Source organism: Streptomyces sp. MST-110588, assembly GCF_022695595.1.
Taxonomy (GTDB): domain Bacteria; phylum Actinomycetota; class Actinomycetes; order Streptomycetales; family Streptomycetaceae; genus Streptomyces.
In genome coordinates this window covers 1,768,304-1,782,853 of sequence record NZ_CP074380.1, presented here as the reverse complement: position 1 = coordinate 1,782,853, position 14,550 = coordinate 1,768,304, and the positions used below count along the sequence as shown (strand labels likewise).

The window sequence follows — 14,550 nt, the reverse complement described above, 5'->3', positions numbered from 1 at the left end:
CGACCGGTGCCACCACGGAAGTCAGTGCAGGATCGTGCTCTTCGCCCGCTGGAACTCCTCGTCCGAGATGTCGCCGCGCTCCTTGAGCCGGGACAGCTTCGTCAGCTCGTCGGCCTGGGTGGCGCGGGAGGTGTCCGTCGCCGCGGTCCGGCGTACGTACGCGTCGAAGGCTTCCTGCTGGGCCTGTGCCCTGCTCACCTCGCGCCGGCCCATGCCGCGGCCCCGGGCGAGGACGTAGACGAGGACACCGAGGAAAGGCAGCACGATCACGAAGATGATCCAGGCCGCCTTGGCCCATCCGTTCAGTTCGTCGTCGCGGAAGAGGTCGCCGATGATGCGGAAGAGCAGGAAGAACCACAGCATCCACATGAAGAGCCAGAGCGTGGTCCAGAAGACGCCGAGCAGCGGATAGTCGTACGCGAGGGTGACGGTATCGCCCATGGTCTTGTCCTTCCTCTCGCCGTACCGCCGAAGCGGTGCGGCCGAGCGGGGCGGCGGCGGTGTTGCGAGCGGGGTGCGCGGTGCGAAAAGGTGCGCGGTACGAGAGGGTGTGCGGTGCGAAGGGGTGTGCGCGGGGGCATGTCGGCGGTCGGCGTACGGGGTTTGGCCGCCGGTTTTACGAGGGGCTGTTCCGGCGGTCGGTCTCTGCCGTTGCGCCTTCCGCCGCTTTCTCCTCCGCCTCCTCATCGAACTGCGCGGCGGCTGCGAGCAGTTCCGCGGCGATGGGGGCGAGGGCTTCTTCGGTGAGGAACCCCTCGGCCACGGGCACGCCCCCTGCTCACGGACCGCGCGCCGCAGCTTCCTCGCCCAGCGGTGTTCGAAGAGCAGGAAGCCTGTCGTGGTGCCCGGCTCCAGGGTGTCGGCGATCTCCCGGACATCCTCCGTGGCCAGGCCGAAGGCGCGCCCCGGTGCCAGCGACGGGAAGGCGGCTTCCGCTTCCCGCAAGCTGCCCGGGCTCAGTCCGAGCAGCGCGCTGACCGTGTCGCCCATGCCTTCTGCCTGATAGCCGACGGAGACGAGGTTGCCGTCGGCCTGCTTGCGTACGACCAGCAGGTCCAGTACGAGGATCTGGCCCATGGCCGTCAGTTGGTCCAGTTCCTCGACGATCCGCCCCTCGAACGTCGCGTCCGGGCCGAACGCGATCGTCAGCAACTGTATGGGACCGGTCTCGGTCGTCATGCGCCCTCCCTCTTGCAGAAGTTGCCCGTCATTGAGCAGCGGATCGGGCGGGGCGGCATCCCCCGTAGGAGGTGAGTAGGGGGTGGGGTGGGTACGCGGCGCGGGACGGGGCGGCGCGCGGCGGTCCGGGCGTTGTCCGAAAGAGGTGAGGCAACGTTTCCGAGGGAATCGATGCGCCCGGACTCCGCGTACTGTGTGCTTCCCTACCGGTACCCGGACACGCTCCTGACGGCTGCGGCCCGGCTCTTCGCGTACGGGCCCGACGCCGGGAGGTGTCCCATCAGACTACGGAACCCCGACGTGACGAGTCTCGGTGCGATCCTGCCGCTACGGCGTCTGCTGCTGTTGCGACATGCCAAAGCGGCCCGCCCTGCGGGGACGGCGGACCACGAGCGGCCCCTGTCGGGCCGTGGCCGCCGGGACGCGCGGGCTGCCGGGCGTCTGCTGGCCACCGCGGACTGGCTGCCTGACCTGGTGCTGTGCTCCACGGCCCGCCGTACGAGGGAGACCTGGGAGCTGGCCGCCGCGGAACTGGCGGGGCACGCGGCGGTACGCTTCGAGCCCCGGCTGTACCACGCGTCCGTACCGGAACTCCTGGCCGTCGTGCACCAAGTTCCCACGCATGTCTCGACGGTGCTGGTGATCGGGCACAATCCGGATCTGCGGGAGGCGATTTTGCTGGCGGCCGGTGACGGAGCCGGCCAAAGGACCGGACAGGTCCAACAGGTCCAGGAGAAGTTCCCGACCGCCGCGATCGCCCTGCTGGTCTGGCGCGGAACGTGGCAGGAGCTCGGGGCCCGTACGGCCCTCCTGGCGGAGCTGGCCGTGGCTCGGGGAGCCGGGCCTGGACACGCCTGATCGGCGCCGCCGTCGCCGGGGGCGAGGACGGTCGCACAGTGTTCCGCAAGCCGGTGACCTGCCGTACGCTCGCCCTGCACACGCAGGTCCGCATTGTGAGGTAGCGGAAAGCGCCGCTCACGGGAATGCCCGCACGCGGCCGGTGTCGCCGGCCCGGGGCGCGCTCACGCCGAAGGGGCCGACTGCGGATGACCGACAGGACCGACAGGACAGCCGAACGCATCGAGGCGTTCATCGCACAGCTTCGGGTTCCCCCTGGGTCGGAGGTGGACCTGGAGAAGGACTTCGACCCCGGTTTCCGGGCGGGCATCGCGAAGAAGGCGGACGGGGTCGAGCTGTTGAGCGTGGGCATCGAGTTGCTGGCCGAGTACCAGCGGCGGCTGGCCGCCGAGCAGACCTGGGGCGTACTGGTGTGTCTGCAGGCGCTGGACGCCGGCGGCAAGGACGGGACGATCCGCCATGTGATGAGCGGGATGAGCCCGCAGGGCGTACGGGTCGCGAACTTCAAGGTGCCCTCCGCCGAAGAACTCGACCACGACTACCTGTGGCGTTATGCGGGTCAACTGCCCCGGCGCGGCGGCATCACCATCTTCAACCGGTCGCACTACGAGGAGGTCCTGGTGGTGCGGGTGCACCCGGAGAACCTCGAACGGCAGAGGCTGCCCGGGGCGGCCAAGGACGGCGGTGTGTGGGCGCGGCGCTACCGGGAGATCAACGCCTGGGAGCGGTACCTCGCCGACAACGGCTTCAAAGTCGTCAAACTGTTCTTGAACCTCTCGAAAGAGGAGCAACGGACCCGGTTCCTCAAGCGGATCGACGTACCGGAGCGCAACTGGAAGTTCTCGGCGGCCGATGTGCGCGAGCGTGCGCACTGGGACGCCTACCAGCGGGCCTTCTCCCAGATGCTCTCCGCCACCAGTACTCCCTGGGCTCCTTGGTACGTCGTGCCCGCGGACCGCAAGTGGCTGGCGCGGCTCTGTGCCGCCGCGGTGCTCGCGCACACGCTGATCGACATCGGCCCGCAGTATCCGAAGACGAGCGAACCGGCCCGCCGGGAACTCGCCAGGGCCAAGAAGGATCTGGAGAAGGAGGCGCCTCGGGGCGCCCCGGCGGATCCGTACCAGGCATCGGTCGCCGGCAGGAGCCGCAAGCGACCCGGTAAGGACGGCGGGAAGGGCGGCGGGAAGGACGGCGGGAAGGACGGGCGGAGGAAACAGCGATAGGGCGCGGTCCGGGGACCACCGGAGCGGAGGCAGTCACGATGACCGTGGAAACAGGTGCCCGCAACCATCGGGCAGCCGGAACCGAGCGGTGGTACGCGCGGTCCCCGCAGGAGGTCGCGGCGGCCTTCGGGGTGGACCCGGCTGTCGGGCTGTCCGCGGCGCACGCCGCCGAACGGCTGGACCGGGACGGCCCCAACTCCCTGCCGGCGGAGGAGCCCGAGCCGGGCTGGCGGCGGTTCCTGGCCCAGTACCGCAGCTACATGCAGATCATCCTGGTCGTCGCCGCCGTGGTGTCCCTGCTGATCAAGGAGTGGGGGACCGCCGGGATACTGCTGGCCCTGACGGTGCTCAACGCGGTGATCGGTATGCGGCAGGCCGGTAAGGCCGAAAGCGCCATGAACGCCCTGAAGTCGATGATGAAGGCGTCCGCCCGGGTGCGCCGGGACGGCCGGGAGGCCGAGATCCCGGCCGAAGAGGTGGTGGTCGGTGACGTCGTGCTGATCTCGTCCGGGGACGAGGTACCGGCGGACGGCCGCGTCATCGAGGCCAGCTCCCTTCAGATCGACGAGGCGGCGCTGACGGGTGAGAGCGTGCCCGTGGCCAAGGAGGCGCGGACACTGTCCGGCGAAGCGCCCGGACCCGCGGACCGGTCGAACATGGCGTTCATGAACACCCCTGTCACGCACGGCAGCGGCATCCTCCTCATCACGGCCACCGGGTCCGCGACCGAACTCGGAACGATTTCAGGGATGCTCGGCGCCACCCCCAGGGAGCCCTCGCCGCTGACCAGGGAACTGGACCGGCTCACCCTGTGGATCGCGGCGGCGGCCGGCCTGACGATGATCCGGCACGGTTCGACCCGGCCGGTGACCTCCTTGAGTACGTCACCGAGTTGCGGATGACGAGCCTGGTGGGGATGGTCGACCCGCCGCGGGCCGAGTCCCGTTCCGCGGTCGCCGCCGCGCAGGCGGCCCGTATCCGCGTCCGTATGGTCACCGGCGACGACGTGACCACCGGCGCCGCCATCGCCGAACAGCTCGGCATCGAAGGCGACGCCGTCCTCGGCGCCGACTTCGCCGCCCTCTCCGAGCCCGGACGACTGGCTGCCATCGAGCACATCGGGATACTCGGCCGGGTCGCCCCCGAACACAAGGTGCTGCTCGCGGACACCTTGAAGAAGAAGGGCGAGGTGGTGGCCATGACGGGGGACGGCGTCAACGACGCCCCGGCGATCAAAGCGGCCGACGTCGGCATCGCCATGGGCTCCGGCACGGAAGTGGCCAAGAACGCCGGCCAGATGGTCCTGTCCGACGACAACTTCGCCAGCATCGTCTTCGCGGTCGAACAGGGCCGGAAGATCTACGACAACCTCACCAAGTACATCCGTTTCGTCCTGGTCCTGCTGGTGGTCTTCGTCCTGACGTTCCTCGGCGCCGCCCTGTTCGACATCGCAGCCGGTGAACCGTTCACCGCCGCACAGGTGCTGTGGATCCACTTCTTCGTCAACGCCGCTTTCGGATTCGCCCTCGGCTTCGATCGGGAGAGCCCGGGCCTGATGGCCCGCAGGCCGCGGCCCCGCGGCGAGCCCGTACTCACCACAAGGGTGATGATCACGGTCGGAGCGGCGGGACTGGCCATCAGCATCGGACTGCTCTGCATGATCCAGCTCGGCCGGTCGCTGTACGACAGCCTGCCGATCGGCAACTCCATCGCGTTCACCGCCTTCGCCCTGTGCCTGATCGTGGCGGCACTGGAATGCCGCAGCGAGACCGGCACCGTGCTGACGACCGCCAGTTTCGACAGCAAACAGATGAACCGGGCGATGCTCATCGAGTTCTTCCTCGCGATCGCGGTCACGCAGATGGACCTCTTCCACCGCCTGCTGGGCACCACCGAACTCGGCCTGAAGCACTTCGCGTGGGCCCTCGTACCCGCCGTCGCACTGCTGCTCCTGTGGGAACTGGGCAAACTCATCGCCCGCGGGCGCGGACAGGTACGGTGACGGCCCACGTCCGGTTGCCGGCTCTCCCGGCCGGTCTCCCGGCCGGTCCCGCTGCCGGCTCTCCCGGCCGGCCCCGCGTCGTGCGCGTCCGCCTGGGACTCTCTCGTACGACGGAGGCCGGGCCGTCTTCCGTGCCTCCCGCGCGCACGTCTCGCCAGGGGACACATTCCGGTCATCCGGCAAGCCGTACGGGCCGTACGGGCCGTACGAGCCGTTACGATCCGCCGCGCGCCGCGCCGAACGGTCGGGCCGGCCCGTACCGGGCCCACGGCTGAGGGCCGTGGGACGAAAGGCCGGCGAGGAAGTCCGCGAGAGCGGTCGCGACGGCGCGGGGCGCTTCGGCGGGAAGCAGGTGGCCCGCGCCGGGGACGGTGGTCAGGGTCGCGTGCGGGATGTGCGGCAGGAGGTGTTCGCGCAGGACGTGCGGGGGTTCGACCGTGTCGCGCTCCCCGGCCAGCACGGTCACGGGGACGTCGATGCCGCGTACGACATGTGTGATGTCCTCTCCGATTCCGTGCAGCGGCCACTCCCGCCGGGCCTGGGCCGAGGAGGCGAGGCTGTCGTGCACCGCCGCCGTCCGTACCGCCTCGGGCAGCGGTGCGGCGGTCAGGACGTGGTCGATGGCGTGCCGTACCGTCCCGGGCGAGTCGTACGCGTGGGACAGGCCCTGGCGGTACTCATCGGTCACCGAGGCGGGCGGCTGCGGTGGCGCGGGCGCGACGAGCACCAGACCCGCCAGTCCGGCCGGCCGGCGGGCCGCGAGGAGCTGGCTCACCTTGCCGCCCATGGAGTGGCCGACGAGGACGTACGGCTCCGGCGCGCACACGTCCACCACGCGCGCGAGATCGTCGGCGAGCCGGTCCAGGTGCCAGGGTCCGGGCAGCGCCCGCGAGGTGCCCCAGCCGCGCTGATCGAAGCGGACCGTCGCCTGCCCGGAGGGCAGGTGGCCGATCACGCCGTTCCAGGTGCGGGCGGAGCCGCCCCAGTAATGGACGAACACCAGCACGGGTCCGCTCCGGCCTCCCACGCGTACGTCCAGGGCCCCGCCCACCACGGGAACATGCGTTGTCGTTTCCGTCATCATCACACCTCTCACACCGGCTGCGTGAACCGGCCACCGCCGAGCCACCGCAGCACATACGGTTGATCTGACCCGTCATTCAGACGCCCGTCCGACCGTACGGAAGACAAGGTCCGCGGCCCGGTGAAAGAGGACCCAGCCATTGTGAAAAACGGACACACCGCTGTACGACAGCTTCGCTACCGGCCCGCCGTCGGAGCTCCGCACGGAGTGGAGGTCATCGACTTCGCCGCACTGCGTTCCATGGACCCCCACGGCCGCCGCGTACTGCCGCAGCGCCCCGACTTCCACGTCTTCGCCCTGATCGGCTCCGGCACCGGCGCCCACGAAGCGGACTTCCAGCACTACCGCCTGACGGAAGGCAGCGCCGTGTGGATCCGGCCGGGCACGGTGCACCGCTGGAGCGACACCGACGCCTGCGATGGTCCGCTCGTCCTCTTCCGGCCCGGCTTCCTTCCCGGCCTCACCGCGGCCGAGACCACCGCACCGGTGTGCTGGCGCCTGGACCGGCAGCGCCTGAGCCTGTCCCTGCTCGCCGCCGACCACCTCGGCCGCGAGCACGGCACACAAGCGCGCACCCCGCGCCTGGCGTCCCCCGCCCTGCTCTCCCACCTGCTGGCGGCACTGGTCCTGCGCGCCCTGCCCGACACGCCGGCCCCGACGGATGCCGGGCGTTCCGGCAGCCGCTACACGGATGTCTTCCGCGCCTACCGGGCCGCTGTCGAAGAGCACTTCACCCACTGGCACCACGTGGCCGATTACGCGCGGGCACTGGGCTACGACGTCCGTACGCTGACGCGGGCCACCCGCGCCGCCGCCGGAACCGGCGCCAAGACCTTCCTCGACCAGCGCATCCTGCTGGAAGCCAAGAGACTGCTCGCCCACACCGACCTGCCGGTCACCGGCTGCGCCCGGCGCCTCGGCTTCCGGGACGCCGGCAACTTCACCACCTTCTTCCGGCGCCAGGCCGGCACACCCCCCGCCGCCTGGCGCGCGGCGTACGGCGCGGCCGGCACCCGGACCGTTGCGCCGCGCGGGTGCTGAGAAACGGCGCCGTACAGAAGCGATATAGGTCGTGATGGAAGCGATATAGAGCGTCCGTTGATACTGCGGCGCGTGGGACGGGTTCTCTTCCCGCAAGCTCCGGAAAAGAAATAGGTCACTATTTCGCTGTTTCGCCCGTGTGGGCGAGGAAGGTTGTGTGACAGTGAACGTAGAGCTGATCGCCGAGGCGCACGAGGACGTCTTCGACCTGGACGCGCGCGAGGTGACCTCCGTCGTCGCGCCGGGTTCTCAGGACGCGGCTTTCACGCTCGGCACGCGCTGCGAGCTCCTCACGCTCGACTGCTGAAACGCCGTTGGCGGGTTCCGTTTCCGGACCGGTGACGGAACCCGCCGCCACGGCATGCGTCAATGCGCCGGGGACGGCGTCGGAACGGCATGAGGAAAAGAACGGAGCGCAGCGGAAAGGCCATGTCGGGGAACCCTCTTTTCTCCTGCGCGGGAATCACCCTGCTGCGCGCCCCCGTACACCCGGCACACCGCGCCCGTGAGACCACCGGCGACGTACCGCAAGGCGCCTCGGAAGGCGCTCCGGACGGCCCCTCGGAAGGCGCTTCGGACGGCGCTTGGGATGAAACGGCCAGGCTCACCGGTCACCTGCGTGAGCTGGCCCTTGACGCGACGCTCCGGGAAGCGGTCGCCGTCTCCAGTGCGGCGCTGACCCGCCGTTGGGAAGCGGCGGTGGCCGGGACGGAGCAGCGTACGGCGGGCCTGCGGCGAGCGGTCCGCGCGCTGACCGCCTACCGCACGCGCATGGCCACCCGCGCGACGCCGTTCGGCCTGATGGCCGGGGTGGCCGTGGCGCGGTTCGCCGCCCGGCCGCAGGAGGCCGGGGCACGGCTGGGCACCGCTCACCGGCGCGTTCCACGCCCGGATCACGGCTGGCTCACAGCGCTGGCCAAGGACTGGGAGCGCCGGCCCGAAGTGGTGCGCCACCTGCGGGTGCTGGCCAACAACCTCTGTGTCGTACGAGGAGACCGCCTGGTGGTGCCCGCCGGACCGGGCGAGCGTGCGGATGACCTGCCGGAGGGCCGGGCGGTACACGAGGTGAGCGTCCGGTACACCGCGGCCGTACGCGCCGCGGTGGAGTCCGCCCGTACCCCCGTGCGCTTCGCGGACCTGGAGGAACGGCTGGCCGAACGGTTCCCACAGGCGTCCCGCGAGACCGTCACCGGCATGCTGACGGGACTGGTGGAGCGCGGAATGCTGCTCACCGACCTGCATCCGCCCACCGGCCACGCCGACCCCCTCGGACACATGCTGGCCGCCCTCGCGGCATCCGGCATCCCGGAAGTGACCGAACTCCGCGCGATATCCATGGAGATGGCGCAGTGGGCGGAGTCCGTCGGGGAAGGCGCGGACGGTACGGCGCGGCACCTGGCGTGGGCGTCGCTCCTCCAGCGGATGAGCGCGCTTGGTGAGCACGAACACCTGGTGCAGGTGGACCTGTCCCTGGACGCGCAGGTGCGTCTGCCGCCTTCGGTCGGTACCGAGGTGGAACGGGCCGCGCACCTCTTGTGGCGGATTTCCGACGACGTCCCGCCGACCGATCCCCTGGCCGAGTACCACCGCGACTTCCTGGAGCGTTACGGCGTGGACCGGGCCGTCCCGGTCAGGGAGTTGCTCGACCCGGAAACCGGCCTGGGGGCGCCCGCCGGCTACCGGAACCCGCCGAGCCACCGCACCCCGCCGCGGCCGGCCGCCCGGAACACCGCACGCGACCGGCTGCTCCTGCACCTGGCCCAAGAGGCAACGTTGACCGGATCGGCCGAGGTGGTACTCACCGACGACCACCCGTTCGTCGTCGGCCTCGCCCGCGACGACGGCACGCCACCCGCGGGCGTCGAACTGTTCACCCGGCTGGTGGCCGCCTCACCCGCCGCACTGCGCTCCGGGGACTTCCGCGTGGTGGTGGAATCGGCCGTCGACGAGGCGGGGGCCGGCTTCGGCCGGTTCGCCCACCTCTTCCCGGACGAGGACCGGACAGCACTGGCGGAGGTCGCCGCCGCCGGCCGGCCCGTAGCCGCCGCGGCGGACGCACTGCGCGCCCAGGTGGTCTTCCGGCCCCGCGCACGGGCCGGCAACGTCACCCGGACCCCCGGGCTCCTCGAACACTGCATACCGGTCGGCGCGTTCGCCCCGGGCGACGGCGGCGGCCTGGACCTCGACGACCTCGCCGTCCGGGCCGATCCCGACCGGCTGTTCCTGGTGCGGCCTAGCGACGACCGGGAAGTGGTACCGGCCGCTTGCCACCTGCTCAACCCCGGCCACGCGCCGAACCTCGTACGCCTGCTCGGTGACATCCCGCGCAGCGGAGCACGACCGTGCCGGGCCTGGGACTGGGGCGCCGGCGAGGACCTGCCGTACACGCCCAGGGTGCGGTACGGGCGTACGGTGCTGGCCCTGGCGCGCTGGCGGCCGACGGAGGCGGTACGGGACCAGGACGCACCCTTCGACCAGTGGGTACGGCAGGTACGCGCATGGCGGAGAGCTGGCGGGTGCCCGAACGGGTCGCGCTGGCCCGCTCCGACCAGCGGATCGAACTTCTTCTCACCGAGCCGTCCCACCTACAGGTGCTCCGTCACGAACTGCGGCGCCGTCCGGATGCGGCGCTCCGCGAGGTGCTGGAGGCCGATGACACATCAGGGTGGCTGATAGGCGAAGGGGGCGCCCACCGCAACGAGTTGGTGTTCCCTTTGCTGACCCGGGCCGGGTCAGCCGCGCCGACGGGCGCCGCCCCGGCTGCCGTTGCCGAGCAGCACCGCACGCACCGTCCGCACCGCACCGTGCGGCCCCTCTCCTCGCGGGGCGAGGACCATCTGCCCGGCGGCGAGTGGCTGTACGCGTTGGTGCACTGCTCCCCCGACCGCCACCCGGAACTGCTCGGCCGGCACCTTCCGCGCCTGCTCCATGCCCTTCCGGAGGCCGTGGACCGCTGGTTCTTCACCCGCTACCGGGACCACGACCACCATGTGCGCCTGCGCTTCCACGGGACACCCGGGGCACTCGCCGGCACGGTCCTGCCGGACATCCACCGCTGGGCCACGGACCTGCGCGCGCACGGCCTGATCCAACGGCTCTCTCTGGAGACCTACACACCGGAGTACGAGCGCTACGGCGGCCTGGACGTGATGGCCGCCGCGGAGCGCGCCTTCCACGCCGACAGCCTGGCGGTCGTCGAAACGCTCGCCCTGCGGGAACGTTCCCTGCTGGACATGGACCCCGTGCTCCTCGCGGCAGCCGGTTGCGTCCATCTGCTCCGGGCCTGGCAGGGGGCACCGGGGGCCTGCGACCCGGCGGACGGGACCGGCAGCACCGACAGAACTGACGTCACTGACAGAACTGACGTCACCGACGGAACCGATGTGGACTCGACCGGGCCGGAGTGGCTGATGCGGGCGTACCCGAAGGAGGCACGGCACAAGGAGTTCCAGCGACGCCGTGCCGAGGCCGTCGCCCTCATCGATCCCTACGGTGACTGGAACGGCCTGCGCGACCGGCCCGGCGGCCAGGCGGTGCTGGCCGCCTGGGACAGGAGATCGCGGGCGATAGGTGACTACCGGCGCGCGCTGGCCGGACCGGGCGCAGAAGCCCGGCCCCCGTCCGAGCGGATAGTGCCGAGCCTGCTCCACATGCATCACAACCGGCTCATTGGCGTCGACCGGGAGGCAGAACTGACGTCGGTGGCGGTGGCGCGAGGAGCCGTCCAGGCACATTGGGGGCGGCGGACACGGGGGCGTACGTGACGGGGCGGCATCCAACAGAGAGCAACACTCCACCTATCGACGCTCCACCCGTCAACGCTCAACGCGTGAACACTCCACCCGTCAACGTTCAACCCGCGAACGCTCCATCCGTCAACGTTCAACCCGTGAACGCTCCACCCGTCAACGTTGCCCCTCCGGACGATGCCGCGACCCGGAACCGGGCTCGGCAGATCGTGGCGGAGCTGGCCGAACGGCTCGGCCACCCGGACCGGATCGCCGTCCCGGCCTCCGCTCCCGGCGGGCGCACCGACCCACCGGACACACCCGCACCCCGGTTGCTCCGGCCCGGCCCCTCCCTGGGGGAGGGACACAGCGGCATCGCGCTACTCCATGCGGAGCTGTCCCACGCGATGCCGGAGCACCGGACCTTCGCGCACGCCCACCTGGCCGCCGCGTTGTCCCAGTTGCCCGCGCTCCATGGTGGGGGGCTGCACGGCGGAGTGACCTCCCTGGCCTTCGCGGCCCAGGTGGCGCGGCATCACCGCCCGCGGAGCTACACCACCCTCCTGGACCAGCTCGACGAACGGGTGCTCGTCGGCCTGCACGCCGTCCTGGAATCCGAGGCCGCACGCCTCGACGCCGGGCGCGCCGGAGTGGCCATGCACACGTACGACACCATCAGTGGCGTCACCGGCGTCGGCCGGTACCTGCTCCTGCGTGCGCAGGACCGTCACCGGCAGCCGCTCGCCGGGCTGCTCTCCTACCTGGTCCGGCTGTGCCGCCCGGTACGCGTCCACGGGGCCGATGTGCCGGGCTGGTGGGTTCCCACGGGCCCCTCCGCCCGGCCCGACCCCCGGTTCCCTCACGGTCACTTCAACATCGGAGTGGCGCACGGCATGTGCGGTCCGCTGGCCCTGCTCGCCCTCTGTCATGAGGCCGGGGTGCTCGTACCCGGGCAGTCGGAGGCCATCCACCAGTTGGCCGAGCACATCCTGGCCTTCCGCCTTGAGGGCGGACGCTGGCCGCGGGTGGTCGCGGCCGACGCGTTCATAGCCGACGCGTTCACAGCCGATGTGGTCAGAGCCGATGTGGTCGGGGACGACGCGTACGGGGACGAGGCGTTCGTGGATGACGTGATCGTCTCCGGCACCGCGCGCCCCAGTGGTACGCCGGGGGACACCATGGCCGGCTGGTGTTACGGGACTGCGGGCGTGGCCCGAGCGCTTCACCTGGCCGGCCGTGCCCTCGGTGAACCCGCATGGCGGCACGCGGCAACCCGCGCACTGACCGATACGCTGCTCGCGCTGACGCCCCAGCAGATCACGGACGGTTCACTCTGCCACGGGTGGGCCGGTCTGCTGCACGCCACCTCGAGAATGGCCGGCGAGAACACCGACGGAGACCTGGTCGGGTTCCTGCCCCGTCTGGCCCGCCGACTGACCGACGCCTACGACCCCGGCCTGCCCTTCGGGTTCACCTACGACCGGCCCGCCCCGGCGTCCGGGCGGACCGCGGCACCTCACCGTGCCGGTTTCCTGGAAGGCGCCGCCGGGATCGCCCTGGCCTTGCACGCCTATGGCACCGGCGGGAAACCGTCCAGTCCGTGGGACGCCGCGCTGCTCCTGGACTGACCGGGCGCCGAGCGTCCCCGACCGGCCGCGAAGGGTGCCTGACCTGCGGTCGTACGGTCGGCGCCGCACTCCCCGCCGCGGTGGTCACGGCTATGATGCCGGACGGCGAGGCCACGTACGCACAGCACATGGACCCGTACCCGTACGGCCCGTACCCGTACGACCTGTACGCGTACCCGTACTCGTACGCGTACCCGTACCGTGAATCCGCGAGGTCGGCCGCCGTGCTGGCGGTGACCACGCACATCGTGCTCGTCCGCTGGGCGCGGCGCCGTGGGTGCGACCCGTACACGGGATGGCGAAGCCGCCTTTCGGTCCTGTGCGTCCTCATCGCGGGCCTGATGGTCGTGCTGTCGGCGGGCGTCACCGTCATGACCCATGCGGACGCCGCCGAAACGGCGGCCAACCTCGGCAGGCCCATGTGTGAAGGCTGACCGGGCGACCCCCGGACCCCATCGCACGCCACGGGGGACGCCGCTGAAGGCGGGCGGCTCATGTGATGTGGGCGCGGACGGGGCCTATATGGGGGTCTGCCAGGAGCGGGGAGACCGGTAGGAGGCGTCTCCGCCGGTCCATGTGCGGTGGCGACCGCGCTTGCGGGCCGCTGCTCGGGGGCAGCCGGTCAGGGTGAGGTCGGTGAGATCCACGGGACCGGTGTCGGCCCGCTGGGCCAGCAGCGCGAGTACGACCGCTGTGACCGCGGCCACCTCGTCGGCCTCCGGACGGCCCCGCTCGAAGCGCAGCCGTGGTGCGGCGGATTCGGGGCAGGCGATGACGGTGGTCATGGTTCCTGGCTCTCCCTCGGGACGGGGCGCGGGGCCGGACCCGGCGCCGTTCGTCCGCCAGCATGGGCCGGGGCACTCGAATCGCCGTCCATCGTCCCTGGGGAGGGAGCCGGGGCCGTCGTACGGGAGCGGGGCGGGGCGGGCGATCCGTACGGCTCGTACGGGTGGCTCAGCGGCTGAGCCGTCCATAACGGGCCACGGCGAGGGGGAAGAACACCGCCAGCAGGACCAGCGGCCACAGGACCGCGAGCAGGACCGCGTTGTCGGTGGCCCAGGAGCCGTCGCTCCAGTGCGGATTGCCGAAGAGATCACGTACGGCTCCCGCGGTGGAGGACAGCGGGTTCCACCGGGCGATGGCCCCGAGCCAGTCCGGCATGGTGTCCGGCGAGGTGAACGCGCTGGAGAGGAAGGTCACAGGCCAGATCAGGATCTGCACGGCCTGCACCATCTCCGGTCTGCCCGCCACCAGGCCGACGAGGATGCCGACCCACAGCATCGCGAAGCGGAACAGCAGCGACAGGCCGACCGCGGCGAGTGCCGCACCCGGACCGTGGTGCGACCGCCAGCCCATCAGCAGGCCGGCGCCGACCATCACCAGCAGGCCGGCCGCCGACTGCAGCATGTCGGCGATGCTGCGCCCGACCAATACGGCGGAGGTCGCCATCGGCAGGGCACGGAAGCGGTCGATGATGCCGCGGTTCATGTCCTGGGTGAGAGCCGTCATGGTGGCTTCCAGTCCGAAGGCCATGGTGAGCGCGAACATTCCGGGCACGAGGAACTCGACGTACTTCCCGCCACCGGGCACCGCCATGCCACCGCCCAGGAAGTAGGCGAACATGACCAGCATCATCACGGGGAAGACCAGCCCGACCGCCAACTGGCCGGGCTGCCGGGCCCAGTGCGCGAAGTCGCGCCGGGTGACGGTCCAGGAGTCGGCCACCATCCAGGACAGGCGGGAGCCGGGCGGACGGGGTGTCGTAGTGGTGGGGGCGTCGGCGAGGGCGGGGGCGTCGGCGGGGGTG

At 71.2% G+C, this 14,550-nt stretch carries 14 protein-coding genes; 10 read left to right on the top strand and 4 right to left on the bottom strand.

Annotated elements, in window-relative coordinates:
* Positions 1 to 21: 21 nt before the first annotated feature.
* Positions 22 to 1,179 carry an SHOCT domain-containing protein gene (locus tag KGS77_RS34920; protein WP_347404452.1) on the bottom strand — a complete coding sequence of 386 codons (1,158 nt, stop codon included), beginning with the start codon at positions 1,177 to 1,179 and terminating at the stop codon, positions 22 to 24.
* A gap of 300 nt (positions 1,180 to 1,479) precedes the next feature.
* Between KGS77_RS34920 and KGS77_RS07835 the strand changes: the two genes are divergently transcribed.
* From KGS77_RS07835 to KGS77_RS34910, 4 genes are all read left to right on the top strand, one after another.
* The gene (locus KGS77_RS07835; RefSeq protein WP_242579752.1) at positions 1,480 to 2,037 is read left to right on the top strand and encodes a histidine phosphatase family protein; all 558 of its coding nucleotides are present in this window, start codon (positions 1,480 to 1,482) and stop codon (positions 2,035 to 2,037) included.
* Between the two features lie 188 nt (positions 2,038 to 2,225).
* A complete protein-coding gene (locus KGS77_RS07830) occupies positions 2,226 to 3,260 on the top strand; it encodes a polyphosphate kinase 2 family protein (protein ID WP_242579749.1) in 1,035 nt (344 codons plus the stop codon).
* 38 nt (positions 3,261 to 3,298) lie between these two features.
* Positions 3,299 to 4,162: an HAD-IC family P-type ATPase gene (locus KGS77_RS34915; protein WP_347404451.1), complete on the top strand. Its 864-nt coding sequence runs from the start codon at positions 3,299 to 3,301 to the stop codon at positions 4,160 to 4,162.
* Entirely contained in the window at positions 4,159 to 5,262 is a 1,104-nt protein-coding gene (locus KGS77_RS34910; protein ID WP_347404450.1) for an HAD-IC family P-type ATPase, read from the top strand. The genes KGS77_RS34915 and KGS77_RS34910 overlap by 4 nt, the downstream gene beginning before the upstream one ends.
* A gap of 214 nt (positions 5,263 to 5,476) precedes the next feature.
* Here the strand turns inward: KGS77_RS34910 and KGS77_RS07820 are convergent, their stop codons facing one another.
* A complete protein-coding gene (locus KGS77_RS07820) occupies positions 5,477 to 6,346 on the bottom strand; it encodes an alpha/beta hydrolase (protein WP_242579747.1) in 870 nt (289 codons plus the stop codon).
* Positions 6,347 to 6,487: 141 nt separating this feature from the next.
* Here KGS77_RS07820 and KGS77_RS07815 point away from each other — a divergent pair, with 141 nt between their 5' ends.
* The 6 genes from KGS77_RS07815 (at position 6,488) to KGS77_RS07790 (ending at position 13,177) form a co-directional block, all read left to right on the top strand.
* Positions 6,488 to 7,387, top strand: coding sequence for an AraC family transcriptional regulator (locus KGS77_RS07815; protein ID WP_242579745.1), 900 nt, complete (start codon positions 6,488 to 6,490; stop codon positions 7,385 to 7,387).
* Between the two features lie 157 nt (positions 7,388 to 7,544).
* Positions 7,545 to 7,694 (top strand): hypothetical protein, encoded by a 150-nt coding sequence (locus tag KGS77_RS07810; protein ID WP_242579737.1) that lies wholly within the window; start codon positions 7,545 to 7,547, stop codon positions 7,692 to 7,694.
* Between the two features lie 122 nt (positions 7,695 to 7,816).
* The gene (locus KGS77_RS07805; RefSeq protein WP_242579735.1) at positions 7,817 to 10,060 is read left to right on the top strand and encodes a lantibiotic dehydratase family protein; all 2,244 of its coding nucleotides are present in this window, start codon (positions 7,817 to 7,819) and stop codon (positions 10,058 to 10,060) included.
* On the top strand, positions 9,979 to 11,151 hold the full coding sequence (locus KGS77_RS07800) for a thiopeptide-type bacteriocin biosynthesis protein (RefSeq protein WP_242579733.1): 1,173 nt from the start codon (positions 9,979 to 9,981) through the stop codon (positions 11,149 to 11,151). Before KGS77_RS07805 ends, KGS77_RS07800 begins: the two co-directional genes overlap by 82 nt.
* A 125-nt stretch (positions 11,152 to 11,276) precedes the next feature.
* Entirely contained in the window at positions 11,277 to 12,743 is a 1,467-nt protein-coding gene (locus KGS77_RS07795) for a lanthionine synthetase C family protein (RefSeq protein ID WP_242579731.1), read from the top strand.
* Entirely contained in the window at positions 12,716 to 13,177 is a 462-nt protein-coding gene (locus KGS77_RS07790; RefSeq protein ID WP_242579730.1) for a hypothetical protein, read from the top strand. The genes KGS77_RS07795 and KGS77_RS07790 overlap by 28 nt, the downstream gene beginning before the upstream one ends.
* Before the next feature lie 84 nt (positions 13,178 to 13,261).
* Here KGS77_RS07790 and KGS77_RS07785 read toward each other — a convergent pair whose 3' ends face one another.
* A complete protein-coding gene (locus KGS77_RS07785; protein ID WP_242579729.1) occupies positions 13,262 to 13,528 on the bottom strand; it encodes an acyl-CoA carboxylase epsilon subunit in 267 nt (88 codons plus the stop codon).
* A gap of 169 nt (positions 13,529 to 13,697) precedes the next feature.
* Positions 13,698 to 14,471, bottom strand: coding sequence for an ABC transporter permease (locus tag KGS77_RS07780; protein WP_242587344.1), 774 nt, complete (start codon positions 14,469 to 14,471; stop codon positions 13,698 to 13,700).
* Between the last annotated feature and the right edge of the window lie 79 nt (positions 14,472 to 14,550).

Coding starts and splice junctions, on each gene's coding strand:
- KGS77_RS34920 (WP_347404452.1), bottom strand. CDS start 1,179: ATGACGACCGAGACCGGTCCCATACAGTTGCTGACGATCGCGTTCGGC.
- KGS77_RS07830 (WP_242579749.1), top strand. CDS start 2,226: ATGACCGACAGGACCGACAGGACAGCCGAACGCATCGAGGCGTTCATC.
- KGS77_RS34915 (WP_347404451.1), top strand. CDS start 3,299: ATGACCGTGGAAACAGGTGCCCGCAACCATCGGGCAGCCGGAACCGAG.
- KGS77_RS34910 (WP_347404450.1), top strand. CDS start 4,159: ATGACGAGCCTGGTGGGGATGGTCGACCCGCCGCGGGCCGAGTCCCGT.
- KGS77_RS07820 (WP_242579747.1), bottom strand. CDS start 6,346: ATGATGACGGAAACGACAACGCATGTTCCCGTGGTGGGCGGGGCCCTG.
- KGS77_RS07805 (WP_242579735.1), top strand. CDS start 7,817: ATGTCGGGGAACCCTCTTTTCTCCTGCGCGGGAATCACCCTGCTGCGC.
- KGS77_RS07785 (WP_242579729.1), bottom strand. CDS start 13,528: ATGACCACCGTCATCGCCTGCCCCGAATCCGCCGCACCACGGCTGCGC.
- KGS77_RS07780 (WP_242587344.1), bottom strand. CDS start 14,471: ATGGTGGCCGACTCCTGGACCGTCACCCGGCGCGACTTCGCGCACTGG.